Origin of the sequence: Acinetobacter sp. BHS4, assembly GCF_018454425.1 — a bacterium.
GTDB classification, from domain to species: domain Bacteria; phylum Pseudomonadota; class Gammaproteobacteria; order Pseudomonadales; family Moraxellaceae; genus Acinetobacter; species Acinetobacter pittii.
In genome coordinates this window covers 1-25,620 of record NZ_CP075323.1, presented here as the reverse complement: position 1 = coordinate 25,620, position 25,620 = coordinate 1, and the positions used below count along the sequence as shown (strand labels likewise).

The window sequence follows — 25,620 nt, the reverse complement described above, 5'->3', positions numbered from 1 at the left end:
TTAAAATTATTATTTAATGCAATTTTATTGCAATCCCTGAAAATACTTATTTAATTACTCAACTTATCCACTAATTTATTTTTAACTGTCCAGTTATCAATTAAAATTTAATAAGTCCGATACGATTGACAAAATTTATACTAAATTTTCTAAAAGATTAAATTCATTTAAATGAGGAAGAAAATATTAATTATTTGAATTAAATAAATTTTTTTAAGGTTTAAAAATTTACTCATATCACCTACCTCAAATCCTTATTTTTTATCAATGCATCTGTAGCAAGATGTCTATATCATGCGCTCAAAGATTTCTTTCATGTGGATGTAAAAATGAAAATATTAAAAATATCTTTATTAACGCTCGGGATGGGCTTAAGTGGCTTTGCTCAAGCAGACTTCGTAGGAGTAAAAGGCGAAGTAGGTTACTGGTTCTATGACGGTAAAGCTAATATGTCTTCTCAATCACCTGAAGATCAAGATTTAGATCAAAAAGGTAGTGCTCAAATCTCATTAGCAGTAGAACACCCAATCCCATTTATTCCAAATGCAAAAATTCGTTATGTAAATTTAGATACCGAAACTAAATCAGAAACTTTAGGTCAAGCCAACTATAAAGTTGATTTAGATCATAGCGATTTTATCCTCTACTACGAGCTACTAGATAATATCGTAAGTGTAGATGCTGGTCTTGGTGCAACTGTATTAAATGGTGATATTACTGCGTATACAGGTAAGCGCGTGGATATTGATAAAACATATCCTATTGCTTATTTATCAGGTGAAGTAAAACTTCCGTTTACAGGCTTAAGTGCTAAAGGTGAAGCAACTTATACAAACTTTGACGATGCACGAATTACAGATGCACTGGCAGAAGTAAAATATAAATTTGCAGATAACTTACTCATTGATCTGGGTCTAACAGCAGGCTATCGCGTACTTAATATCGACTTAGATGACTACGATAACAATGACCTTAAATTTGAGTTTAAAGGCCCATATGTAGGTCTAGAAGCACATTTCTAAATCAGAATTTCAGAAATAAAAAAGAACTCGATATGAGTTCTTTTTTATTTAAATCATATCTACATAACCTAAATATTCTCGAATTCTTTGACACCACGCTTGAATATTTGGATATAGCTCCAAATCAAAACCACCTTCTTCAGCGACATGCGTGTATGCATATAAGGCAATATCAGCAATGGTCAGTTCATTTCCAACAAGATAGTCATGCTCAACTAAAGCGTTATCCATAATAGATAGTGCTTTATGGCCTTTTGGCTGTAAATTATGGTATTCCTCTATTCTTTCTGGTGGTAACCCTAAATATTTATTAATAAAACGAGCAACTGCAATAAATGGTTCATGACTATACTGCTCAAAGAACATCCATTGGTACATTTTTGCTTTAATAAAAGGATCTGTAGGAATAAATTTTGTTCCTTCAGCCAAGTAACCTAAGATAGCATTCGACTCACTCAAAACACGACCATCTTCTAGGACTAATACAGGTATTTTTCCATTAGGATTTAATGACAAAAAATCAGCTGATTGAGTTTCTTTGTTTAAAATATCAACGTGGATCCATCTATGGTTAATATTTAATAAGGAAAGTAATAGTTTTATCTTATAGCAATTACCCGAACCGACATCACCATAAATTATCATAGATGCTCTTCCCTTATTATGCCTACTTAAAAGATTAATTTTCTTATTATTTATAACAGAGCTCTTTCTTAGAATTAATACATATATGTCTTTATCTCTGCTATATCCAGAGTTTTATAGAATTTTCTTATTTTCACCCCAATAAAAAAACACCCCCATTCTTGCGAATGGGGGTGTTTGTAATAATGAGCTGGCGATGACTTACTCTCACATGGGTAACCCCACACTACCATCAGCGCTAAGAGGTTTCACTTCTGAGTTCGGGAAGGGATCAGGTGGTTCACTCTTGCTATGGTCGCCAGCACAACTGTTTATGGATACTTGCTTCGTTTTATTCACTGTGTGATACGTTGCGTTTTCCAAATTTTTACAGATGGGCTGATTGAATCTGATTTTTCGTTGTTCATTTTAGCTAAGTGTTTAACTAAATCAAGTTGCTTTGCATGTTTATGAATCGATTGATGCTTCATATACAACTGCTTGGGTGTTGTATAGTCAAGCCTCACGAGCAATTAGTATTGGTCAGCTTCACATATCACTATGCTTCCACATCCAACCTATCAACGTCCTAGTCTCGAACGGCTCTTTAGAGGAATAAATTCCTAGGGAAATCTTATCTTGAGGTAGGCTTCCCGCTTAGATGCTTTCAGCGGTTATCCCTTCCGAACATAGCTACCCGGCGATGCGACTGGCGTCACAACCGGTACACCAGAGGTTCGTCCACTCTGGTCCTCTCGTACTAGGAGCAGATCCTCTCAAATTTCCAGCGCCCACGGTAGATAGGGACCGAACTGTCTCACGACGTTCTAAACCCAGCTCGCGTACCTCTTTAAATGGCGAACAGCCATACCCTTGGGACCTGCTTCAGCCCCAGGATGAGATGAGCCGACATCGAGGTGCCAAACACCGCCGTCGATATGAACTCTTGGGCGGTATCAGCCTGTTATCCCCAGAGTACCTTTTATCCGTTGAGCGATGGCCCTTCCATACAGAACCACCGGATCACTAAGACCTACTTTCGTACCTGCTCGACTTGTGGGTCTCGCAGTTAAGCGCGCTTTTGCCTTTATACTCTACGCGTGATTTCCGACCACGCTGAGCGCACCTTCGTACTCCTCCGTTACTCTTTAGGAGGAGACCGCCCCAGTCAAACTACCCACCAGACACGGTCCTCGTCCCGGATAACGGGACAGAGTTAGAACCTCAACATTACCAGGGTGGTATTTCAAGGACGGCTCCATTGGAACTAGCGTTCCAACTTCAAAGCCTCCCACCTATCCTACACAAGTAAGGTCAAAGTTCAGTGTCAAGCTGCAGTAAAGGTTCACGGGGTCTTTCCGTCTAGCCGCGGGTACACTGCATCTTCACAGCGATTTCGATTTCACTGAGCCTCTGCTGGAGACAGCGCCGCCATCATTATGCCATTCGTGCAGGTCGGAACTTACCCGACAAGGAATTTCGCTACCTTAGGACCGTTATAGTTACGGCCGCCGTTTACTGGGGCTTCGATCAAGAGCTTCGCTTACGCTAACCCCATCAATTAACCTTCCAGCACCGGGCAGGCATCACACCCTATACGTCCACTTTCGTGTTTGCAGAGTGCTATGTTTTTAATAAACAGTTGCAGCGGCCTGGTTTCTGCGGCTGTCGTCAGCTCAGGAAGCAAGTTCCATCACCAACAACAGCGTACCTTCTCCCGAAGTTACGGTACCATTTTGCCTAGTTCCTTCAGCAGAGTTCTCTCAAGCGCCTTGGTCTACTCGACCTGACCACCTGTGTCGGTTTCGGGTACGATTCCTGTGTAACTGAAGCTTAGAGACTTTTCCTGGAAGCATGGTATCAGCCACTTCACTGTACAAGTACAGCTTGCTATCGGATCTCAGTATAGAGTACCCCGGATTTGCCTAAGATACATACCTACATCCTTCCACCTGGACAACCAACGCCAGGCTGACTTAACCTTCTCCGTCCTCTCATCGCATTACACAGAAGTATTGGAATATTAACCAATTTCCCATCGACTACGCCTTTCGGCCTCGCCTTAGGGGTCGACTCACCCAGCCCCGATTAACGTTGGACTGGAACCCTTGGTCTTTCGGCGAACGGGTTTTTCACCCGTTTTGTCGTTACTCACGTCAGCATTCGCACTTCTGATACCTCCAGCATACTTCTCAATACACCTTCATCGGCTTACAGAACGCTCCCCTACCACTTGACTAATGTCAAATCCGCAGCTTCGGCACATAGTTTTAGCCCCGTTACATCTTCCGCGCAGGCCGACTCGACTAGTGAGCTATTACGCTTTCTTTAAAGGGTGGCTGCTTCTAAGCCAACCTCCTAGCTGTCTATGCCTTCCCACATCGTTTCCCACTTAACTATGATTTTGGGGCCTTAGCTGGCGGTCTGGATTGTTTTCCTCTTGACTACGGACGTTAGCACCCGCAGTCTGTCTCCCGGATAGTACTCATAGGTATTCGGAGTTTGCATCGGTTTGGTAAGTCGGGATGACCCCCTAGCCGAAACAGTGCTCTACCCCCTATGGTATTCGTCCGAGGCGCTACCTAAATAGCTTTCGGGGAGAACCAGCTATCACCAGGCTTGATTAGCCTTTCACCCCTATCCACAAGTCATCCCCTGGCTTTTCAACGACAGTGGGTTCGGTCCTCCAGTTAGTGTTACCCAACCTTCAACCTGCTCATGGATAGATCGCCTGGTTTCGGGTCTATACCCAGCAACTAAACGCCCTATTAAGACTCGATTTCTCTACGGCTCCCCTATACGGTTAACCTCGCTACTGAATATAAGTCGCTGACCCATTATACAAAAGGTACGCAGTCACACCACGAAGGTGCTCCCACTGCTTGTATGCATGCGGTTTCAGGATCTATTTCACTCCCCTCACAGGGGTTCTTTTCGCCTTTCCCTCACGGTACTGGTTCACTATCGGTCAGTCAGGAGTATTTAGCCTTGGAGGATGGTCCCCCCATATTCAGACAAGGTTTCACGTGCCTCGCCCTACTCGTCATCATTATGTGTGCCCTTTCGTGTACGGGAATATCACCCTCTACGTTCGCACTTCCCAGAGCGTTCCACTAAAACACACATAACTTAATGGGCTGATCCCCGTTCGCTCGCCGCTACTGAGGGAATCTCAATTGATTTCTTTTCCTAAGGGTACTGAGATGTTTCACTTCCCCTCGTTCGCCTTGCAACACTATGTATTCATGTTGCAATACCTACCTTAAAGTAGGTGGGTTCCCCCATTCAGAAATCTCCGGATCAAAGGATATTTGCCGCCTCCCCGGAGCTTTTCGCAGGCTATCACGTCTTTCATCGCCTCTGACTGCCAAGGCATCCACCACATGCACTTAATTACTTGACTATACAACCCCAAACAGTCGATGTTACCTACAAGTTAGTAACTTCAACATTTCAGTTTAGAGTACTGTGTATTTAAACACTGTACAGCTTCAATCTAAATTCATATACCAAAACGCTTGATTCAGTTAATTTGCTAGTTCTCAATTCATCTAGATTAATTGCTTAATCTAAACTCTTGAGTGAACAATTTATTTCAGACTCAATTTTGCCAATCTGTTAATGAATAAACATGCCTTCGTCAGGTCATGCTTAATACCGTGATACTTAAATCACAGAAGTTAATAAACCAAGATCTAAATCTCTATTTACTAATTTCTGTAATCCGAACTTCTCTTAAGTTCTGGTGGAGACTAGGAGAGTCGAACTCCTGACCTCCTGCGTGCAAAGCAGGCGCTCTACCAACTAAGCTAAGTCCCCAGCTTACATCATCAGTCATGTATCCTTTATCTATAACTTCAACCAATCAAAGTCATGGTGGGTCTGACAAGACTTGAACTTGTGACCCCACGCTTATCAAGCGTGTGCTCTAACCAACTGAGCTACAGACCCTCAGATACATCTATGAAGAACAACTTGTTGTGGATTCTTACCAATCGTCAATCTTTCGTTAAGGAGGTGATCCAGCCGCAGGTTCCCCTACGGCTACCTTGTTACGACTTCACCCCAGTCATCGGCCACACCGTGGTAACCGCCCTCTTTGCAGTTAGGCTAGCTACTTCTGGTGCAACAAACTCCCATGGTGTGACGGGCGGTGTGTACAAGGCCCGGGAACGTATTCACCGCGGCATTCTGATCCGCGATTACTAGCGATTCCGACTTCATGGAGTCGAGTTGCAGACTCCAATCCGGACTACGATCGGCTTTTTGAGATTAGCATCCTATCGCTAGGTAGCAACCCTTTGTACCGACCATTGTAGCACGTGTGTAGCCCTGGCCGTAAGGGCCATGATGACTTGACGTCGTCCCCGCCTTCCTCCAGTTTGTCACTGGCAGTATCCTTAAAGTTCCCGACATTACTCGCTGGCAAATAAGGAAAAGGGTTGCGCTCGTTGCGGGACTTAACCCAACATCTCACGACACGAGCTGACGACAGCCATGCAGCACCTGTATGTAAGTTCCCGAAGGCACCAATCCATCTCTGGAAAGTTCTTACTATGTCAAGGCCAGGTAAGGTTCTTCGCGTTGCATCGAATTAAACCACATGCTCCACCGCTTGTGCGGGCCCCCGTCAATTCATTTGAGTTTTAGTCTTGCGACCGTACTCCCCAGGCGGTCTACTTATCGCGTTAGCTGCGCCACTAAAGCCTCAAAGGCCCCAACGGCTAGTAGACATCGTTTACGGCATGGACTACCAGGGTATCTAATCCTGTTTGCTCCCCATGCTTTCGCACCTCAGCGTCAGTGTTAGGCCAGATGGCTGCCTTCGCCATCGGTATTCCTCCAGATCTCTACGCATTTCACCGCTACACCTGGAATTCTACCATCCTCTCCCACACTCTAGCTAACCAGTATCGAATGCAATTCCCAAGTTAAGCTCGGGGATTTCACATTTGACTTAATTAGCCGCCTACGCGCGCTTTACGCCCAGTAAATCCGATTAACGCTTGCACCCTCTGTATTACCGCGGCTGCTGGCACAGAGTTAGCCGGTGCTTATTCTGCGAGTAACGTCCACTATCTCTAGGTATTAACTAAAGTAGCCTCCTCCTCGCTTAAAGTGCTTTACAACCATAAGGCCTTCTTCACACACGCGGCATGGCTGGATCAGGCTTGCGCCCATTGTCCAATATTCCCCACTGCTGCCTCCCGTAGGAGTCTGGGCCGTGTCTCAGTCCCAGTGTGGCGGATCATCCTCTCAGACCCGCTACAGATCGTCGCCTTGGTAGGCCTTTACCCCACCAACTAGCTAATCCGACTTAGGCTCATCTATTAGCGCAAGGTCCGAAGATCCCCTGCTTTCTCCCGTAGGACGTATGCGGTATTAGCATTCCTTTCGAAATGTTGTCCCCCACTAATAGGCAGATTCCTAAGCATTACTCACCCGTCCGCCGCTAAGATCAGTAGCAAGCTACCTCTCTCCGCTCGACTTGCATGTGTTAAGCCTGCCGCCAGCGTTCAATCTGAGCCATGATCAAACTCTTCAGTTAAAATCATTTTGCACCTTATTTAAAGACAAGGTGCCAATTCTGGCTCATCAATTACTGACTTAAATTTCGCTCAAATAAACTTCGAGTAATTTAAACCAATCAATCAATGAAAATTATTTCGATTAATCAATCAGTAAAAATCCACACAAGTTGTTCTTCAATTCTCTTAATGATCTTCTTCCTGGTTCGTCACCAGCAAGCTAGGTCGGCTATATTACTCTTAATCTCTTAAAAGTCAACAGGTAATTTCGATATTTTTAAAACTTATCTCTCAAACCAACTTACCATCAAATTCATCACTTAAAGCAATTAACTTAATCACAAGTAACTGTTTTTCAACAAGTTTCTATCTGCATCACCGCCGATGGATGTGCATTATAGACCATTAACTTACCTTTGCAAGGGGTATTTCAGCCTTTTTCACTTGAGTGCCGTTTTTTTCTACTATTTTGCGAAAAAAGTGATATATATGGCTTTTTTTTAGGCATTTTCACTGCCTTTTATTAGTTTTATATTTAAAAATTTGGGACATTTTTAATTTCCTATGTCTTTAATAGAGTTTATAGACATATATAGTCCCTTAATTCCAAAGATTCCAAAGATTCCAAAGATTCCAAAGATTCCAAAGATTCCAAAGATTCCAAAGATTCCAAAGATTCCAAAGATTCCAAAGATTCCAAAGATTCCAAAGATTCCAAAGATTCCAAAGATTCCAAAGACAGACTAGAGCAAATACTCTATTTATTGATTAATACTTTCTATTCTTTACTTATTCTATTTTTCTACTTATTAAGTTAATTACAAACTGTTCCACGTGGAACGCTTAATTGATTTTGTGATCAGAAATAAAAAAGCAGGATTACTCCTGCTTTTTACTCTATAACTTTATTTTATTAGTCAGTGAAAATTACACGTGCAATTGCTTTTTTACCTGATTGAATAATAAAGCTTCCTTTTTCTTTTACAGAGAAGCTTGCATCAACGGCATTCCAGTCAACTTTTACCGCACCACGAGCAACCGCATCTTTTGCCGCAGCTGCATTTGGGTTTAGCCCCGCTACACGTAAAATCGTAGCAATAAAGATTTCTCCTCCAAACTCACCAAGTGAAATAGTCACTTCTGGTGTGTCTTCAGGTACTTCACCTTCTGTAATACGGTTACCAGCACTCTTATGGGCATTAGCTGCAGCTTCTGCATCATGGAAGCGTTCAACTAACTCAAGTGCAAGGATGCGTTTTACTTCTTGTGGATTACGACCAGCAGCAATTTCATCTAATAGAGCTTTGATCTCATCAAGAGATTTGAAGCTTAATAAATCGAAATAGCGTTCAATTAAAGAGTCTGGCATTGATAAAACTTTTTGGTACATTGCCCCTGGTGTATCAAATACACCAATATAGTTACCTAAAGATTTAGACATTTTATTTACGCCATCTAGACCTTCTAGAATCGGCACGGTGATACACACTTGAGATTCTTGGCCATAACGGCTTTGTAAAGTACGCCCCATAAGTAAGTTAAATGTCTGGTCTGTACCGCCTAACTCAACGTCAGCTTCAAGCGCAATTGAGTCATAACCTTGAACTAAAGGATATAAAAACTCATGAATTGCAATCGGCTGATGATTGCTATAGCGCTTTGTAAAATCATCACGCTCTAACATGCGAGATACAGTTTGCTGGCTTGCTAATTGAATAAGGTCAGCAGCAGACTTTTGATTAAACCATTCTGAGTTAAAACGTACTTTTGTTTTATTCGGGTCTAATATCTTGAATACTTGTTCTTGATAAGTTTTAGCGTTGGCTTCTACTTGTTCACGTGACAACGGCGGACGAGTTGCGCTTTTACCAGTTGGGTCACCAATCATGGCTGTATAGTCACCAATTAAGAAGGTAACTTCATGGCCCAAGTCTTGGAAAGTTTTTAATTTATTAATAAGAACCGTATGTCCTAAATGTAAATCTGGTGCTGTAGGGTCAAAACCAGCTTTAATTTTAAGAGGACGATTCTCTTTAAGCTTTTTCAGTAAATCTTCTTCTGAAATAATTTCGTGCGTGCCTCGTTGGATGAGGGCAAGCTGTTCTTCGGCGGGCAAGAAATTTGACATCACAAAACCTAAACACATCAGTTATTCAATTTGTGCGATATACTAACATTTTTTCAGCGTCTTGCAGGGGAAGTTGCATATGAGCGCAATCTATATCGGCGTAATGACTGGCACTAGTATGGATGGTGTGGATATTGTAGCGGCTTCATTTGAGCCACTACAGCTTCATGCCACTCTTACAGTTCCATTCGAACCCGAGTTACGTGATGAGCTTATGGCATTAACTTTACCTGATGACAATGAAATTGACCGCATGGGTAAAGCTGATGTTGCTCTGGCCCAAATGATCGGCCACGGGATTAATACTCTCATTGAAAAGCACCAATTAGACCGTAGCCAAATTAAAGCAATTGGGTCGCATGGGCAAACCATTCGTCATCGTCCAGAACATGGATTTACGTTACAAATTGGCGATCCCAACATCATTACTGAAATTACTCAGATTCCGGTTGTTTCAGATTTCCGTCGTAGAGATATGGCAGCAGGCGGTCAGGGCGCGCCATTGGTTCCGGCTTTCCATCAAGCATTATTTCAACATCCAAGTATTCATCGTGTAATTTTGAATTTGGGTGGTATTGCTAATGTGAGTATGCTGCCTGCCAATAACAGTGACGGCGTATTTGGTTTTGATACAGGTCCTGCAAATATTTTGATGGATGCGTGGTGCCATCGCCATACAGGTCATCCATATGATGAAAATGGTGATTGGGCTGCCTATGGTCACCCTATTCGCTCTTTACTCGACCGTCTCCATGCACATGAATATTTTTCTAAAGAACCGCCTAAGAGCACAGGACGTGAAGACTTTAATATTGATTGGTTGGATGATCAGTTAATCGATTGGCGAAATGATTTAACTTATGATGAGTTAGAAGATACACCTGAAAACATCCAAGCAACCCTATTAAAACTCACTGTGCGTGCAATTCAAAAAGCAATTTATCGCTCTGAGATGGAAACAGGCGAAGTGTATGTTTGTGGTGGTGGTGCTTATAACTCTTATTTATTAGAGCAATTACGTTGGCGTTTACGTAAACATAATTGGTCTGTTCAACCTACCGATGTGTTAGGACTTTCCCCTACTTGGGTCGAGGCTACAGCATTTGCATGGTTAGCAATGCGCTTTGTAGATGGTTTAAGTGGTAATTTGCCAGCAGTCACAGGTGCTTCGGATTTCAGAATTCTAGGTACGATCACGGCGGTATAAAGCTATTTATCGATTTGATTGGTCAGATTCGACCTCATAGCACATTTACTGACCCGAAATGCTGTTATGTAAATGAGCATAAGAACTCATGATAAATGCCAACAAAAATGATTTAAGGCATGTTTTCATGGATCTGACCAAACGTATTCATCAATACACACGTGGGGTTTGGACATTCGATGTAATTGATTCAGGCCCTATAGATGGTCCACTCGTTGTTTTATTGCATGGTTTTCCAGAAACTGCTCATAGTTGGGAGCAAACCTCTGAATTATTGCATCAGCATCAATTTAGAACACTTGCAATTCATCAACGTGGTTATAGTTTAAATGCTAGGCCTCAAAGCCGATTTCAATATTCATTGAGTGAACTTGTAGAAGATGTGGCAAGTTTCATTGAGCAGCTTGGCCAGCCAGTTTATTTAATTGGGCATGACTGGGGCTCGGCAATCGCTTCGGGCATTGCGATGAAGTATCCACAATATATTCAGCATCTCACTTTAGTTTCTGTGCCCCATCAAGCTGCTTTTTTAAAAGCTTGTTTAAGCAGCAGACAACTTTTTAAATCTTATTATTTTGCAATTTTTCAGCTACCCATTCTGCCCGAACTTTTATTTAAAAAGATACCTAAATTGGGTCGTAAGTTTCTAAAGTCATCAGGTATGACTGAACAGCAAATTGCTATATTCGAGACTGAGTTTATAAAAGAAAATAGATTAACTACGGCGTTGAATTGGTATCGTGGCTTTTTTTGGGACAAACCTCAAAATCCGTTTAAAGCCATAGATGTTCCAACTCTTTTTATTTGGGGTAAACATGATATTGCCGTTACAGAAAAAAGTGCCGAGCTAAACTCACATTATTTTAAAAATAGTTATGAAGCAGTTTTTATGGATGCATCACATTGGATTCCATATCAAAATGCGCCTGAACTGGTGCAATACTTTTTAGAATCTGTCCGTAAAAAATAATGATTTGATCAATAAAAAAACCTCTCAAAATAGAGAGGTTTTTTAAATTTTAAAATTCTATTAAATCGAGAATGAAGAACCACAACCACATGTTGTTGTTGCATTCGGGTTTTGTACGATAAAACGCGAACCTTCAAGACCTTCTACATAGTCAACTACTGAACCAATAAGGTATTGGTAACTAAGTGAGTCAACCAGCATTTTTACATCGCCATTTACGAATTCTGCATCATCTTCATTTACGCTTTCAGCAAAATTAAAGCCATACGAAAACCCTGAACACCCGCCTCCTGTTACATAGACACGTAACATGAGATCGTCATTCCCTTCACTATCACGGAGTTGGCGTACCTTATTGGCAGCATTATCTGTCAAAACTAGAGCTTGGGCATTCATGATGATTGTTCCTCGGATTTTGCTGTGCCTTTCAAAATAAAAAAGACCCTATATTGAGTATAGCATAATCAATATAGGGTCTGTCTTCGAAGTTTAAAGCGAATCTTGAGTATTTTTATCAAGATTATTTGTAATTCTCGTCTTGTAAGCCACATTCGAAGTTTTTAGCATCTTGCTTACAACGGAATTGCCATAATAGTTTCATCATGCGTTTATCATATACACCACGTTGTGTAAGGTTAATTCGAGATTCACGCATAAGCTTTTGGTAGCCCGGTTTATCGGCTGCTGGGACATCCATCCAGTATTTTTGTGGAATATCAGCTTTCATTTTACCCAAGATGGTAAAAGCACGTGGTAACTGACCGGAAACCCATTCCCTAGATTTCTGGCCAAAACCAGCTGGGAACTTATCAGGACGGATAATAATATTTCCTGTGACCTGTAAGATTGGATAATTCACGATCGCACCTTTTGTGCCTAAACCTTTTTGTAGTTCCAAAGGTTTAAATGCTGCTGCTGGCGCACCAATAATATCAACTTGATGGTTATTAAATTTTGCACCGAAATTTGTTACGTCAGCACTCACAGCCTGTGCCCCAACCTGCTGAACCATAATTTTTTGTGCTTCATCATAGTCAAGAACAGCAATTTTCTTACCGGCGGCTTTCGCTACCGTATTGATGCTACGGTCATTTACTAAAAGGTAAGCATCACCAACCGGAATAACACCTACGACTTCATAGCGACCATTAACCATATATTTACTAAAAGTTGGACTTGCTAAACCTTGCATCACTTTTACAGCAAGCTTGAGGTCAGGAATCGCTCCAATTGCGTCTAATGACCCTGTAAATGAGTTAAATTGGCGACCGCGCATCCCTGACACGCTAATACCATCACATTTACCTGCTTTAAAATCTTCAGCAATCACGGCTTCATTCTGGTTTACTTTAAGCTCAATATCAGCTCCCCAGTTTTTAGCGGCAAGTTGATAATCCTTCATCAGCGCATAGACATCGCCATTTTTTCCAACGAAGTCAAAAACACATACTGTTTGTTTAGCCTCGGCTGCAAAAGAAACTGTTGTAAATCCCAGCGCAAGTAATAGCTTTTTGGAAAATTGCATATTCTTTTTCCTTTCCTTGTGGAGTTTTTGTTTTTCGATACCAAGAAATTTCACACCGATAAGGAGTGAATCGGATAGTCTTCATATAAAAATCATGTTGGAATATTTTTATAGACCGAATTTGCTTTTATGATTTTATTTCCATGAAAAATAGATAGCGATTAACCTACCTATTAGCAATTATTTTAATCACTCAAGTCCTTGATCCATTTTTATACCTTCATGTTTCCTTATGAAGTTTTTATCTAAATTTAGCTTAACGTCTTTCTAACTAACCACAATGGCATAACTGACAGCGTATATAAAACAAAAAGCCTAGAACTCAGTCTAGGCTTTCTGAATGAAATTAGGATTATTCACCAGGCATTGAACATTCAAAGTTAGCCTTGTCTACAGAACAACGTGCTTTTTTGAGTACAGACATCATTCCAGCATCGTAAACACCACGTTTAGTTAAGTCCATACGGCCATCACGCAACATTTTTTGATACTTAAGTTTATCTTCTGCACTTAAGTTCATTTTGTATTTGCCAGGAATTTGCGCTTCTAAACGGTTGATCATTGCAAAGCTCTTCGGTAACTGTTTAACAAACCAGTCACGAGATTTTTGACCAAAACCAGCTGGGAATTTATCAGAACGTAATACTAGATCTGCTGTAACGTGTAATACAGGGAAGTTCCACATTACACCGTTTGCGCCTAAACCTTTATTTAATTCTAATGGTTTGTAAGCATAAGCAGGCGCACCTACCATATCTACCTGACCATTGTTAAATTTAGCAGCAAAGTTTGAGATATCAGAAAGAACTGCTTGAGCTCCTACACGTTGCACCATAATTTTTTGTGCATCGTCATAGCCAAGTACAGCGAATTTTTTACCCGCAGCTTTTTCAACAGAGTTGATATTTTTGTCACGTACGAAAATGAATGCTGAACCTAGTGGAGAAATACCAGCAACTTCGTATTTTTTACCACCCATATTTGTGGTCATTTTTGCTGCATTACGCGCATCTAATACATAGGTAATTGCACGTTGAGCGATTTGGTTATTTGGAACACCACCAAGTGAGTCGATAGATCCTGCAAATTTATTATATTGGCGTGCACGCATTGCTGTCATTGCCACAGCATCACACTTACCCGCTTTAAAATCATTATCAGCAACAGCCTCGTCCTGACGAGGAACTAAGTTAATTTCAGTACCCCAGCCTTTTGCAGCAAGAGCCCATTCTTCCATCATTTTATATGAGTCGCCTGCTTTTCCTAAGAGGTCGAATACACATACGGTACTCGCTGCTTGCGCTGAAGCAGAAAAACCAACAACAGAAGCGGCAGCCATAGCAAGTACGATTTTTTTCATTTTCTTCATCCTTCCACGGAACAGATTTTTTGTTTGAAGTTTCCTTTCAAACACAGATATTAATCATGTTTTTTAGAAAAAAATAGAGCTTTTACTCAAATATTTTTATCTCATTGAACCATTGTTTGTTCGATTTAATTTATTTATTAGCAGTAAAAATCACTAAGTTTCCGTAAGTTACTTTTTATATTCACAATTTTCATACCCATATTCAGCTTTGAAATATATGTAGCGTTTTTGTGTTTAAAAAATAAACTACTCACCACTAAGAGTACATTCAAAATTTGTCCGTTCAACTGTACAGCGGGCACGTTTCAGTACACTCATCATTGTTGCATCGTATACGCCTTGTTTTGTTAAATTGAGACGGCCTTCACGTAAAATTTTTTGATATTTAGTTTTGTCTTCTACAGAAAAGTTCATTTTAATTTTTGAGGATACGCCCATTTCTAGCCGTTTTACCATGGCAAAGTTCTGGGGTAATTGTTGTGTAAACCAAGCACGAGACTTTATACCGAAATCTGTGGGGAACTTATCACTTCGGGCAATTAAATCACCCGTAACATTAACCACGGGAAAAGTAAACATTGCTCCTTTCGTTCCAACCCCTTTGCCAATCTCTAAAGGTTTATAAGCATAAGCGGGTGCAGCAATCGCATCAACTTGGCCACTATTAAACTTTTTCACAAAATCGGTAATTTCTGAAGGAATAGGCTTAGCACCAACGCTTTCCACCATAATTTTTTGTGCTGCGTCATATTGCAAAATAGCAAATTTAGTCCCACGTACTTTTTCAATTGAGTTGAGGTTTTTATCTCTCACAAATAAATAAGCCAATCCAATCTGAACAATACCGACGACCTCATAATTGGTTCCATTTTGTGCAGTCACCATGCGATGTTTATTACGCTTATCTAAAACATAACTAATAGCTTTTTGGGCAATTGCATTACTGGTTACCCCTCCAATCGCATCAATTGAACCTGCAAATTTATTATAATTTCGCGCTCGCATGGAGGTCATATAAGCGGCGTCACATTTTCCTTCACGCAGTCTACGGTCAACTAAGCCTTCATCTTGAAATGGAATTAAACTGATATCTGCTTGCCATTCTTTCGCTGCAAGCGCCCACTCTTCCATCATTTTATAGGATTCACCTGACTTTCCTAATAAATCAAACACACAGACACTTTGCCCAGCATGTACTGTCCCCACAGCACAGCAAAATACTGCACCAATTATCCCCAATCTTTTTTTCATTTGACTTTCCTTAGTCTAGTTTTATTAGTAGCTCATTAATCAACCAAATTTTAAACTGTTTTTATTTTAGCCATATTTTTTTAAAAGTATTCTATCTTGTTCAATATTTTGAAAATTTCGGATGAATAGCGAAATTTAGAATGTATTGATATATGTAATTATTAACAGCTACTCACTAAAATCCGGAAAGTTTTGTTTTCATCGGCAGTTCTCTTTAAAATACAGCATCCCTAACTCACCTCGATACAATAAGATGATTCAATTTGACCAAGTTTCTTTACGCCGCGGTGGACGTGTTCTATTTCAAAAAGCGTCTATGCAATTACACCCAGGTTGGAAGATTGGTCTAACTGGTGTAAATGGCGCAGGTAAATCGACCTTATTTGCTGCATTACTTGGAAGTTTAGGTGCAGATGAAGGTTCACTTACTCGTCCTACAGGCTGGACCGTGGCGCATATGGCCCAAGAAGTGAAAGCCCTAGATATGCCTGCAATTGATTTTGTTCTTTCAGGTGATGAAGAGTTTTGGGATATACAAAATAAGCTTGCTCAACCAGATCAACTGACTGATTTTGAATTGGCTAAATTGCATGGCCGTTTTGATGAAATCCATGGTTATTCAGCGCCCTCTAAAGCTGCGCAGCTCATGGCAGGCCTTGGTTTTCTAGAAAATCAATTACGTTTGAACGTTGAGAGCTTCTCGGGTGGATGGCGTATGCGTTTAAATTTGGCGCGTACCCTCATGAGTCGTTCTGATCTACTCTTACTGGATGAACCAACAAACCACTTAGATTTGGATGCAATTCTGTGGTTAGAAGATTGGCTTAAAGCCTATGAAGGTACACTCATTCTAATTTCGCATGACCGCGACTTTTTAGATGCGATTACAGATCATATTCTTCACATTGAAAATCAAGAACTCACACTTTACACCGGAAACTACTCTACATTTGAAACCACACGTAGTGAACGTCTTGCCCAGCAACAACAAGCTTTTGAAAAGCAGCAAGAAACACGTGCTCACTTACAAAAGTTTATTGATCGTTTTAAAGCAAAAGCGACTAAAGCTCGTCAGGCACAAAGTCGTATTAAACAACTTGAGCGCATGCAGCAACTTGCACCAGCCCATGTAGATACGCCGTTTACATTTAGTTTCCGTGAACCGACTAAAATGAGTTCACCTTTGCTGACTTTAGACAATGCCAGCATTGGCTATGGTGATAAACAGATAGCCGAAAAAATCAGATTACAAATTACACCAAACTCTCGTATTGGTTTACTGGGTATGAACGGCGCAGGTAAGTCAACATTGATTAAGAGCTTGGTTGGTGATTTACCACTCTTGGCAGGTGAACGTAAAGCTTCCGAGCTGCTTAATATTGGTTATTTTGCACAGCACCAGATGGATGCTTTAGATGGTCATGCTAGCCCAATGTTACAGCTTGCCCGTATAGCAGATAAACAAATTAGTGAAGCCACTCTACGTTCGTTCTTAGGGAGTTTTGGCTTTAGTGGTGAACGCATGGATACACCATGTGAAAGCTTTTCTGGTGGAGAACGCGCTCGTTTAGCCCTAGCACTCATTGTATGGCAGCGTCCAAATGTTTTAATTCTCGATGAACCAACAAACCATTTAGATCTTGATATGCGTCATGCACTGAGCATGGCATTACAAGATTTTGAAGGTGCCGTTGTTCTGGTTTCCCACGAACGTCAACTTATTGCAAGTGTATGTGATGAGCTTCTTTTAGTACACGGCGGTAAATGTGCTGAGTTCGAGGGTGATTTACAGGACTATGCTAAATGGCTACGTGAAGCACGTCAGCAGCAAATCAATGCTCAGACTGCCGTCGCACAGAACAACTCTTCCTCTGCCGCTCCAGCGCCTGCTAAAGTTGATAAAGAAGCACAGCGTAAAGAAGCAGCTCGCCGTCGTGAACAGACTCGACCTATTCGTAAAAATATTGAAAAGGTTGAATCACAAATTGAAAAGCTACAACCACAGCTCGCCAAAATTGAAGAATCCTTAGCAGACACATCTTTATATGAGGCTGCACGTAAGGATGATCTACTCAAACTTATGAATGAGCAGACAGAGCTGAAAGCTAAACTTGAGCAACACGAAGAGCAGCTTTTGGAACTTATGATGGAGTTAGAAGAAATGGAAGCTTCTTTTGATTAATCCATTTTCTAAAATAAAAAAGCCGATTTCTTAATCGGCTTTTTTATTTGTTAATAAGGCGTATAAAAAGCCCCTAATTCATTTAAATTGGTATTGATCGGTAAAGGCCAAACATTGCTTGATAGACTGTCAGCAATATATAAATCGTATCCGCCTCGACTTCCTGTTTGTCCTGCAAGAGACACTACCATGTAACGCTGATCTAAAGGAGCTGGGTCGGAAGTATCATAATTGGTGTTGTTAAATGGCAAACGTGTAGTTTGTTTATTAGCCATATCATAAATATAGATCTGGTCATGAGGATTTGTTGGGCTATACCAGCGCACATATAAGAACCGACTTCCTTGCCACCATACTGGATAATATGAAGCAATATTGGTCAGCTGTGTATCATAAGCACCCGACTGATCAATACTAAAAATTCTAGAATTATTTCCAGCACCTTTTGCATACAAAATTTGAGTAGTATTCACCATCGGATAAGGCATAGATTCTTCTATATCCCAACCATTTTGAGTCACAGAAGTCATCGTACGATCCGACATTTTAATGATTTTTAGATCGCCATTTTGTTTAAAAATAATACGCTGGTTATCTATAAATTTAGGGTCTTCATCGCGCTTATTATTGCCTTGAGTTAAGTTAATAGGTAACTCAGTGCTTCCGACCTTCCAAACATATATATCCCATGCATCGCCATAATGCTGCCCAGAATTCACTCCCATGAACGTTAACCATTTTCCATCTGGAGAGAAATGGCCATTCATCATATGGTCAATTTTCCAATTTGCGCCGAGTAATGTGGTCTGCTGTGTTGTGAAATTATAAAGATAAAGCTTACTATCCCATGCCTCATAATCACTATAACGATGAAATACTAATTTTCCATAAAAGGTGGGGGCTATCGCAGCATGCAGTTGAAATAAACAATTAAAAAATATGATTCCAATGCATAAGAGTTTTTGTATTTTTTTCATAATTATATTTCCTATTGTTATTAGTAAGTACCGCATAGAGAATATAACTTCGAATAGTTTACTTGTTAAACAAAATACTTTTTTCGGATACAAAAAAGGGCTAATGATGATTAGCCCTTTACCATAAAAAATCAATTATCTAAATTTTTTATGATTTTCATTTCGTATTTTGACTAAATTAATTGCTTCAGTTTTGGCTAGATCTAATTGTCCTTGCTCAACTAAAACAGTTACTTTATCAATCTCGGCAACAAGCTGATCTAAACCAGCTTGATACTCTTTTACCTTTACATTTTCTGATGGCAAACCTTCGAGTTTATGCGGCAAATATTGCTTAGAAGAAACTGCTGCTTCACGCATTACCACAAGCTGTTTTTTCGCGTTATCAGCATCTTTCGCTTCAGCAAATGCTTTCGTACTCTTAGCTAAAGTTTTCATATTCGTTTCTAGGTCTGCCGCCCAAACAGCAGAACTTCCTAAAAACACACATGAAATTAATAGGCTAGCTAATAATTTCTGACTCATCATTCTCTCCCTAGACTGATTTAGAATCATGTTATGAATTAAGCATCAATATCCGCATTTAAAGCATTCTCTTCAATGAATGCACGACGTGGTTCAACATCATCACCCATTAAGCAAGAGAACATACGATCTGCTTCAATCGCATCATCAATTGTCACCTGCAACATATTACGGTTTTCAGGGTCCATTGTTGTTTCCCACAGCTGTTCAGCATTCATCTCTCCAAGACCTTTATAGCGTTGGATCATCATACCGCGGCGTGAATCTTGCAAAATATGCTGCCAAACTTGATGGAAGTTAGCCACTTGAATACGGCGGTCGCCTTTTTGTAAAAAAGCACCGTCTTCAAGTAAAGTGAACCAACTCTTAGAGTTTTTGAGTAAACGTGCATATTCAGCTGAATTCAATAAAGCTGCATCAAGCAAATACGCATGCGGCAGATTATGAACATAGACAGTAATACGCGGCCAATAATGCGCAGATTTTTCACCTTGAGCATTTTCACGCTCAAATGCCTCTAAAGAGATTTCTGGACGTAAACTTGGCTGTAATCTGGTAATGATATCGCGTACCTGATCTGCCCATTGTTGTACATAAGCTTCATCATGGTTTTGATCACTCTTGAATGCTTCTACTTCAAGTAAAGCATCAAGTAAGCTAGCTGGATAACGTAAAGTTAAGCGCTGTAAGCTCTTTTGTGAAACCTGATAGTCCTGAATCACTTTCGCCAGTGCTTCACCTGTAATTGCAGGTGCTTCAGCATTGGTATGCAAAGATAGCTCATCAATCGCATTTGAGATGAGATAAGTTTCTAACGCATCATTATCTTTGATGTATTGTTCTTGCTTACCTTTCTTCAATTTATACAAAGGTGGCTGAGCAATATAAATATGCCCACGCTCAACCAATTCTGGCATTTGACGGAAGAAGAACGTTAACAACAAGGTACGGATGTGCGAACCATCGACGTCGGCATCGGTCATGATAATGATTTTATGATAGCGGAGCTTATCAGGGTTATATTCTTCACGACCAATACCACAGCCAAGTGCAGTGATTAAAGTACCGACTTCCTGACTAGAAATCATTTTGTCAAAGCGTGCACGTTCAACGTTCAGGATTTTACCTTTCAACGGTAAAATAGCCTGCATTTTACGATTACGGCCTTGCTTAGCACTACCACCAGCAGAGTCACCCTCGACTAAATATAATTCAGAAAGTGCAGGGTCTTTTTCCTGACAATCTGCCAATTTACCTGGTAAACCTGCAATATCAAGTGCACTTTTACGACGTGTCATTTCACGCGCCTTACGTGCAGCATCACGTGCACGCGCAGCATCAATAATTTTACCGGCAATTGATTTTGCAGCTTGCGGGTTTTCAAGTAAGTAAGCAGAGAACTCTTTGTTCATTGCTTGCTCAACCGCTGGTTTTACTTCACTCGATACTAGTTTTTCTTTAGTTTGAGAAGAGAATTTCGGATCAGGTACTTTTACCGAAATAATCGCGGTTAAACCTTCTCGTGCATCATCGCCTGTCACATTGACTTTTTCTTTCTTGAGAATGTTTTCGTTTTCAAGATATTGGTTAAGACCACGTGTTAAAGCCGCACGGAAACCTGCTAAATGAGTACCACCATCCTTTTGAGGAATATTGTTGGTAAAACAACGCACGTTTTCTTGATAACTTTCATTCCACTGTAATGCAACTTCTACACCAATACCGTTTTCTGTATCCGCAGTGAAATGGAAAATCTCGTTTAGATGAGTTTTACCTTCGTTAATGTATTTTACAAACTCAGATAAACCACCTTCGTAGTCATATACATGCTCAAGGTTAATACGTTCATCACGTAAAACAATACGCACGCCCGCGTTTAAAAATGAAAGCTCTCGTAAACGACGCGCTAAAATTTCAACGTTAAAAATAGTTTGACTAAAAGTTAGTTCACTTGGCCAAAAACGTACAGTTGTACCACTGCTATCCGTTTCACCAATCACACGTAATGGATATTGCGGATCACCATGGTGATACTCTTGTTCATGCACTTGGCCAGCGCGATTAATAATTAAATGCAATTTACTGGAAAGCGCATTTACAACCGAAACACCTACGCCGTGCAAACCACCTGAAACTTTATAGCTATTGTCATCAAACTTACCGCCTGCGTGCAGGATCGTAAGAATTACTTCCGCTGCAGACACCCCTTCTTCAGGGTGGATATCTGTTGGAATACCACGGCCATTATCAGAAACACTCACTGATTCATCTTCGTGAATCGTGACAATAATTTCGTCACAATGCCCAGCTAAAGCTTCATCGATTGCGTTATCGACAACCTCGAATACCATATGGTGTAAACCGGTACCGTCGTCTGTATCCCCAATATACATACCCGGACGTTTACGAACTGCATCTAATCCACGTAATACTTTAATACTAGAGGAATCATAAGCCTTTTCATTGGTTTGTTCTGTTTGAGAGGCTGATTGAGACTCTGAACTCATGGTTTCTCCCTAGCAAATATAGGTTTATTCAAAGATGGGTAACATCAAAAAATTATGGTGAAGCAAGACTAACTTGACCGGATTCAACATTGAATAATTGATATGAAATAGACAGATCATGTAAGTGTTTTTTTACCGATGCATGATCTAAAGTTGTCATAAAAACCTGGCTACCAAGTTGGCTTAATCGTTCAATTAAACGTTGTTGTGCGGTTAAGTCTAATTCTGCTGTCAGATCATCTAATAATACCACAGTTTCCTTATTACTCGCATGTAACATTGCAATTTGTGACAGTTTTAAGGCAATAATCAAGAGTTTTTTCTGACCTCTTGATAAAACTACATCAGCATGTCCAAACGGGGTTTTTAAGCGCAAATCTGCACGATGTGGGCCATATTCGGTATAGCGTCGTTCGATGTCTTTTTGGTGTTGATTCAGCAAGTCTTGCATGAGTCCCTGCTCTGTATGAAAACCGGGACTATATTCCAGTTCAATCTCTAGATCAGGTAGCAATTGACTTAAATCATTTTGAAAAAAGACATTCCATTGTTCCACAATACTTAAACGCTGAGAGTGTAAAATTTCACCATAATCACTCAACATTTTATTCCACGGCTCTAAATCCGCTAGAGAAATATTCCGTCTGGTTTTAAGTAAAGTATTACGCTGCTTTAATGCACGAGAATAATATTGCCAAGCAAAATAAAACTCAGGTTCCACGTGGAACATCAGCCAATCTAAAAGCTGGCGCCGAGGTTTCGCCCCATGGTCAATAATATCGGTACTTTGTGGATCAATATGCTGCAAAGGAAGCAGTTTAGCGAGTTGTCCTTGTGTAGCCACTGTATCGCCATTGACCTTCATCAACTGCTCACCAGAGGCCAACTTTTGCATGCCAATTTTTTCAGTTGCAGATTGCGCAAAAACAATCGCATCTTCAGCAGAGTATTGAATATAATTTTTAGGTATGTGGGTGCGGAACGACCGCCCTGTTGCAAGCAAATGGATTGCTTCCAGTATTGAAGTTTTTCCTGAACCGTTAGCGCCATAAAATACATTAAACGGTTGCAACCCTTGGAGTGCAACCGTTTTTAAATTACGCACACGTTCAATATTTAAACGCGTAAGATGCATATTAGATAGCCAGATTATACACGCATCGGCATAACGACATAGGTTTGATCAGGATGTGCCGGATCTTGAACCAATACAGATTGATTTGCCTCAGTCATGCTCATATTTACATCATCACCATCAAGCACACCTAAAACATCCAGCAAATATTGTGCATTAAATGACATTTCAAGCGGTATGTTTTGATACTGAATCGCTAAATCTTCAATCGCTTCGTCTTGTTCAGGGTTATTTGCACGTAGCTGTAAAGAATCTTGATTAAAATTCAAGAAAACACCACGTAATTTCTCATTACTCAAAATTGCGACACGTTGTAATGATTGTTTGAACACATCATGGCTAATTAACACATGTTTATCGCCACCACGTGGAATTACACGACGATAATCAGGGAATTTTCCATCAATCAACTTTGTAGTAAAGCGAACAGTGATATCGCCCTGCTCTTTGTCACGGCTTGGCGTATTAATTGTGACATTTAACAATTCGCGACCAATCAGCAACGTTAATTGTTCATCTTCAATGCTAAGTAAACGCTGTAATTCACCAACAGCTTTACGAGGCACAATTGCTTGGACCAATTGAGATGATGTAGAAGAAGCAGTAATTTCACAAAGTGCTAAACGGTGACCATCTGTTGTTACTGCACGTAATTGATTTTCATCAATTTCTAATAAAGTACCCGTTAAATAGAAACGTACATCTTGTACGGCCATAGCAAAAGCCGTTTTTTCAAATAAACGCTTTAACTCACGTTGAGTGACCTGTACTTGTGTACCTTGACTATTTTCAGTGGTCAATAATGGATAATCTTCTGCCGGTAAAGTACCTAATACAAAACGGCTATTACCAGATTTTAAAATACATCTTTGATCTTCTGTAATTTGTAAGTCAATCAATGCAGCTGTAGGCAATGATTTACAAATTTCCATCAACTTACGAGCAGGAACAGTTGTTTCACCTGCTTCAATGCATGCCCCTTCTGTTAAAACAGTACTGGCAACCAGCTCGACTTCTAAATCAGAACCGGTAATGGTGAGTGCCTGAGCATTAGTCTGAATTTTGACGTTTGAAAGGATATTCAATGTATGACGACGTTCTACCGCACCGACAACATGCGATAAAACATTGAGTAAGCTTTCTTTAGCGATTTTCAAACGCACGATTCATTCCTCTAGCAACTTGGAGCAAATATTTCATTTTTTAGCTGTGTACTATGCTGCACTTACGTAGACTTTGCAACAACGTCTTATCATTTCATTAACTCTGGAGTAGACGTAATAGATTTTTATAATCTTCGTCAAAAATCGGATCTTCTTCACGTAGACTTACTACTTTTTCGCAAGCATGCATGACTGTACTGTGGTCACGTCCACCAAAAGCCATTCCAATTTCGGGAAAACTATCACCAGTCAACTCACGAGCAAGTCCCATTGCTAACTGACGTGGTCGCGCATAGATTCGAGTCCGCTTTGGTCCTACCAATTCTTTTAAAGGAATACGGAAATATTCACTCACCACACGTTGGATATTTTCTACACTAATTGTACGTGCACGGATTGCCAACACATCTTTTAAAGACTCGCGGACAACATCAAGATCAATTGGTGCACCTTTAAAACGAGAAATTGCGACGACTTTATTGAGTGCGCCTTCAAGTTCACGTACGTTGGCAACTACTTGTTGTGCAATAAATAATGCACAATTTCGAGGTAAATCAACGCCGCTATTTTCGGCTTTTTTCAATAGAATTTCGATACGAGTTTCAATATCTGGCGGTTCAACGCCTACTGAAAGACCCCAAGAAAAGCGAGAAACCAAACGCGGGTCTAACTCGGTCAATTCTTTTGGATAACGATCTGAAGTTAAAATAATCTGTTTAGATTCATCAAGTAATGCGTTGAATGTATAAAAGAATTCAACCAAACTTGCTTCTTTACCGGCTAAAAGATGAATATCATCGACCAACAATAAATCTAAAGAACGGCAATTTTTCTTAAATTCTTCAACTTTGCCTTTTTGCAAAGAACTTACAAAATCCTGAACGAAGCTCTCAGAGGTCATATACATCACCCGTGCATTAGGCTTGGCTTGCAATAAAGCATTACCAACTGCCTGCATCAAGTGAGTCTTACCCAATCCTGTCGGACCATATAAGAATAAAGGGTTATGCTGTGAAGCACCTAATTGTGTTAATACCTTTCTACATGTTTCAGCAGCCATCTGGTTCGAACGGCCTTCAACAAATAAAGAAAAAGTAAATTGGGGGTTTAATAGTTTCTTTTTCGGTGTTTTTTGGTTCACTACACTATTAGTAGTAGGTGAACTGGAAATAGAATCTGGTTCTTTTTTTACTTTAATACTTTGTTGGGGCGTAGTTTGCAAAGCAGCAGTTGTAGTTGCCGGCTGCTCACCTGATGACAAAATACTACCAGGACGAGAATCAACTAAAATCTCAACCTGACGTACTCGCCCTTCTGATAACTGTTCGGCCAATATAGAAATTAATTCTAGATGGTTCTCTTGAATGTAACGCGTCCAATAAGGATTAGGTGCATAAAGACGCAGTGTCCCTTCTACTTCTTCAGCAACTAATGGGCGAATCCACATCGCAAAGACGTTATCAGAGAGCTCTTGTCGCAAGCGAGTTAAGCAGTCTGTCCAAAGCAT

Annotated in this window: 17 protein-coding genes, 2 tRNA genes and 3 rRNA genes; 4 read left to right on the top strand and 18 right to left on the bottom strand. The window is 40.4% G+C overall.

Annotation, left to right across the window (positions count from 1 at the left end):
* Nucleotides 1–317: 317 nt before the first annotated feature.
* A complete protein-coding gene (locus KIP84_RS00105) occupies nucleotides 318–1,022 on the top strand; it encodes a TIGR04219 family outer membrane beta-barrel protein (protein WP_206218766.1) in 705 nt (234 codons plus the stop codon).
* A 48-nt stretch (nucleotides 1,023–1,070) separates the two neighbouring features.
* Here KIP84_RS00105 and KIP84_RS00100 read toward each other — a convergent pair whose 3' ends face one another.
* The 8 genes from KIP84_RS00100 to tyrS all read right to left on the bottom strand — a co-directional run bounded on the left by KIP84_RS00100 (nucleotide 1,071) and on the right by tyrS (nucleotide 9,320).
* Nucleotides 1,071–1,667 (bottom strand): glutathione S-transferase family protein, encoded by a 597-nt coding sequence (locus KIP84_RS00100; protein WP_213689087.1) that lies wholly within the window; start codon nucleotides 1,665–1,667, stop codon nucleotides 1,071–1,073.
* Nucleotides 1,668–1,855: 188 nt separating this feature from the next.
* A 5S ribosomal RNA gene (gene rrf, locus KIP84_RS00095) occupies nucleotides 1,856–1,970 on the bottom strand.
* A gap of 32 nt (nucleotides 1,971–2,002) precedes the next feature.
* Entirely contained in the window at nucleotides 2,003–2,137 is a 135-nt protein-coding gene (locus KIP84_RS18910) for a hypothetical protein (protein WP_017481231.1), read from the bottom strand.
* A gap of 21 nt (nucleotides 2,138–2,158) precedes the next feature.
* Nucleotides 2,159–5,049 (bottom strand): 23S ribosomal RNA (locus tag KIP84_RS00090).
* Between the two features lie 340 nt (nucleotides 5,050–5,389).
* A tRNA-Ala gene (locus KIP84_RS00085) sits at nucleotides 5,390–5,465 on the bottom strand.
* Nucleotides 5,466–5,520: 55 nt separating this feature from the next.
* A tRNA-Ile gene (locus tag KIP84_RS00080) sits at nucleotides 5,521–5,597 on the bottom strand.
* A 59-nt stretch (nucleotides 5,598–5,656) separates the two neighbouring features.
* Nucleotides 5,657–7,194: ribosomal RNA gene (locus tag KIP84_RS00075) — 16S ribosomal RNA — on the bottom strand.
* The 16S, 23S and 5S rRNA genes sit together here with 2 tRNA genes alongside, the layout of an rRNA operon.
* A gap of 893 nt (nucleotides 7,195–8,087) precedes the next feature.
* Nucleotides 8,088–9,320 (bottom strand): tyrosine--tRNA ligase, encoded by a 1,233-nt coding sequence (gene tyrS, locus KIP84_RS00070; RefSeq protein WP_017481201.1) that lies wholly within the window; start codon nucleotides 9,318–9,320, stop codon nucleotides 8,088–8,090.
* Between the two features lie 61 nt (nucleotides 9,321–9,381).
* Here tyrS and KIP84_RS00065 point away from each other — a divergent pair, with 61 nt between their 5' ends.
* Both KIP84_RS00065 and KIP84_RS00060 read left to right on the top strand, forming a co-directional pair.
* The gene (locus KIP84_RS00065) at nucleotides 9,382–10,509 is read left to right on the top strand and encodes an anhydro-N-acetylmuramic acid kinase (protein WP_017386211.1); all 1,128 of its coding nucleotides are present in this window, start codon (nucleotides 9,382–9,384) and stop codon (nucleotides 10,507–10,509) included.
* Nucleotides 10,510–10,636: 127 nt separating this feature from the next.
* Entirely contained in the window at nucleotides 10,637–11,479 is an 843-nt protein-coding gene (locus KIP84_RS00060; protein WP_213689086.1) for an alpha/beta hydrolase, read from the top strand.
* Nucleotides 11,480–11,539: 60 nt separating this feature from the next.
* On the opposite strand, the gene erpA is transcribed toward KIP84_RS00060, so the two are convergent.
* From erpA to KIP84_RS00040, 4 genes are all read right to left on the bottom strand, one after another.
* Nucleotides 11,540–11,875, bottom strand: coding sequence for an iron-sulfur cluster insertion protein ErpA (gene erpA, locus KIP84_RS00055; RefSeq protein WP_002115421.1), 336 nt, complete (start codon nucleotides 11,873–11,875; stop codon nucleotides 11,540–11,542).
* A gap of 124 nt (nucleotides 11,876–11,999) precedes the next feature.
* Nucleotides 12,000–13,004 carry a putative solute-binding protein gene (locus KIP84_RS00050; RefSeq protein ID WP_213689085.1) on the bottom strand — a complete coding sequence of 335 codons (1,005 nt, stop codon included), beginning with the start codon at nucleotides 13,002–13,004 and terminating at the stop codon, nucleotides 12,000–12,002.
* Nucleotides 13,005–13,356: 352 nt separating this feature from the next.
* The gene (locus KIP84_RS00045) at nucleotides 13,357–14,364 is read right to left on the bottom strand and encodes a putative solute-binding protein (protein ID WP_002115480.1); all 1,008 of its coding nucleotides are present in this window, start codon (nucleotides 14,362–14,364) and stop codon (nucleotides 13,357–13,359) included.
* Between the two features lie 255 nt (nucleotides 14,365–14,619).
* Nucleotides 14,620–15,624 carry a putative solute-binding protein gene (locus KIP84_RS00040; RefSeq protein ID WP_213689084.1) on the bottom strand — a complete coding sequence of 335 codons (1,005 nt, stop codon included), beginning with the start codon at nucleotides 15,622–15,624 and terminating at the stop codon, nucleotides 14,620–14,622.
* 253 nt (nucleotides 15,625–15,877) lie between these two features.
* Between KIP84_RS00040 and KIP84_RS00035 the strand changes: the two genes are divergently transcribed.
* Nucleotides 15,878–17,806, top strand: a complete 1,929-nt coding sequence (locus KIP84_RS00035) for an ATP-binding cassette domain-containing protein (RefSeq protein ID WP_213689083.1) — start codon at nucleotides 15,878–15,880, stop codon at nucleotides 17,804–17,806.
* A 50-nt stretch (nucleotides 17,807–17,856) separates the two neighbouring features.
* Here KIP84_RS00035 and KIP84_RS00030 read toward each other — a convergent pair whose 3' ends face one another.
* From KIP84_RS00030 to dnaA, 6 genes are all read right to left on the bottom strand, one after another.
* Nucleotides 17,857–18,783, bottom strand: a complete 927-nt coding sequence (locus tag KIP84_RS00030) for a hypothetical protein (RefSeq protein ID WP_213689082.1) — start codon at nucleotides 18,781–18,783, stop codon at nucleotides 17,857–17,859.
* 135 nt (nucleotides 18,784–18,918) lie between these two features.
* The gene (cybC, locus tag KIP84_RS00025; RefSeq protein WP_068615244.1) at nucleotides 18,919–19,311 is read right to left on the bottom strand and encodes a cytochrome b562; all 393 of its coding nucleotides are present in this window, start codon (nucleotides 19,309–19,311) and stop codon (nucleotides 18,919–18,921) included.
* A gap of 35 nt (nucleotides 19,312–19,346) precedes the next feature.
* The gene (gyrB, locus tag KIP84_RS00020; protein ID WP_002115497.1) at nucleotides 19,347–21,815 is read right to left on the bottom strand and encodes a DNA topoisomerase (ATP-hydrolyzing) subunit B; all 2,469 of its coding nucleotides are present in this window, start codon (nucleotides 21,813–21,815) and stop codon (nucleotides 19,347–19,349) included.
* A 52-nt stretch (nucleotides 21,816–21,867) separates the two neighbouring features.
* Nucleotides 21,868–22,950 carry a DNA replication/repair protein RecF gene (gene recF / locus KIP84_RS00015; RefSeq protein ID WP_002115479.1) on the bottom strand — a complete coding sequence of 361 codons (1,083 nt, stop codon included), beginning with the start codon at nucleotides 22,948–22,950 and terminating at the stop codon, nucleotides 21,868–21,870.
* Between the two features lie 14 nt (nucleotides 22,951–22,964).
* A complete protein-coding gene (gene dnaN / locus KIP84_RS00010) occupies nucleotides 22,965–24,113 on the bottom strand; it encodes a DNA polymerase III subunit beta (RefSeq protein WP_002115478.1) in 1,149 nt (382 codons plus the stop codon).
* Nucleotides 24,114–24,210: 97 nt separating this feature from the next.
* Nucleotides 24,211–25,620: a chromosomal replication initiator protein DnaA gene (gene dnaA, locus KIP84_RS00005; protein WP_199986045.1), complete on the bottom strand. Its 1,410-nt coding sequence runs from the start codon at nucleotides 25,618–25,620 to the stop codon at nucleotides 24,211–24,213.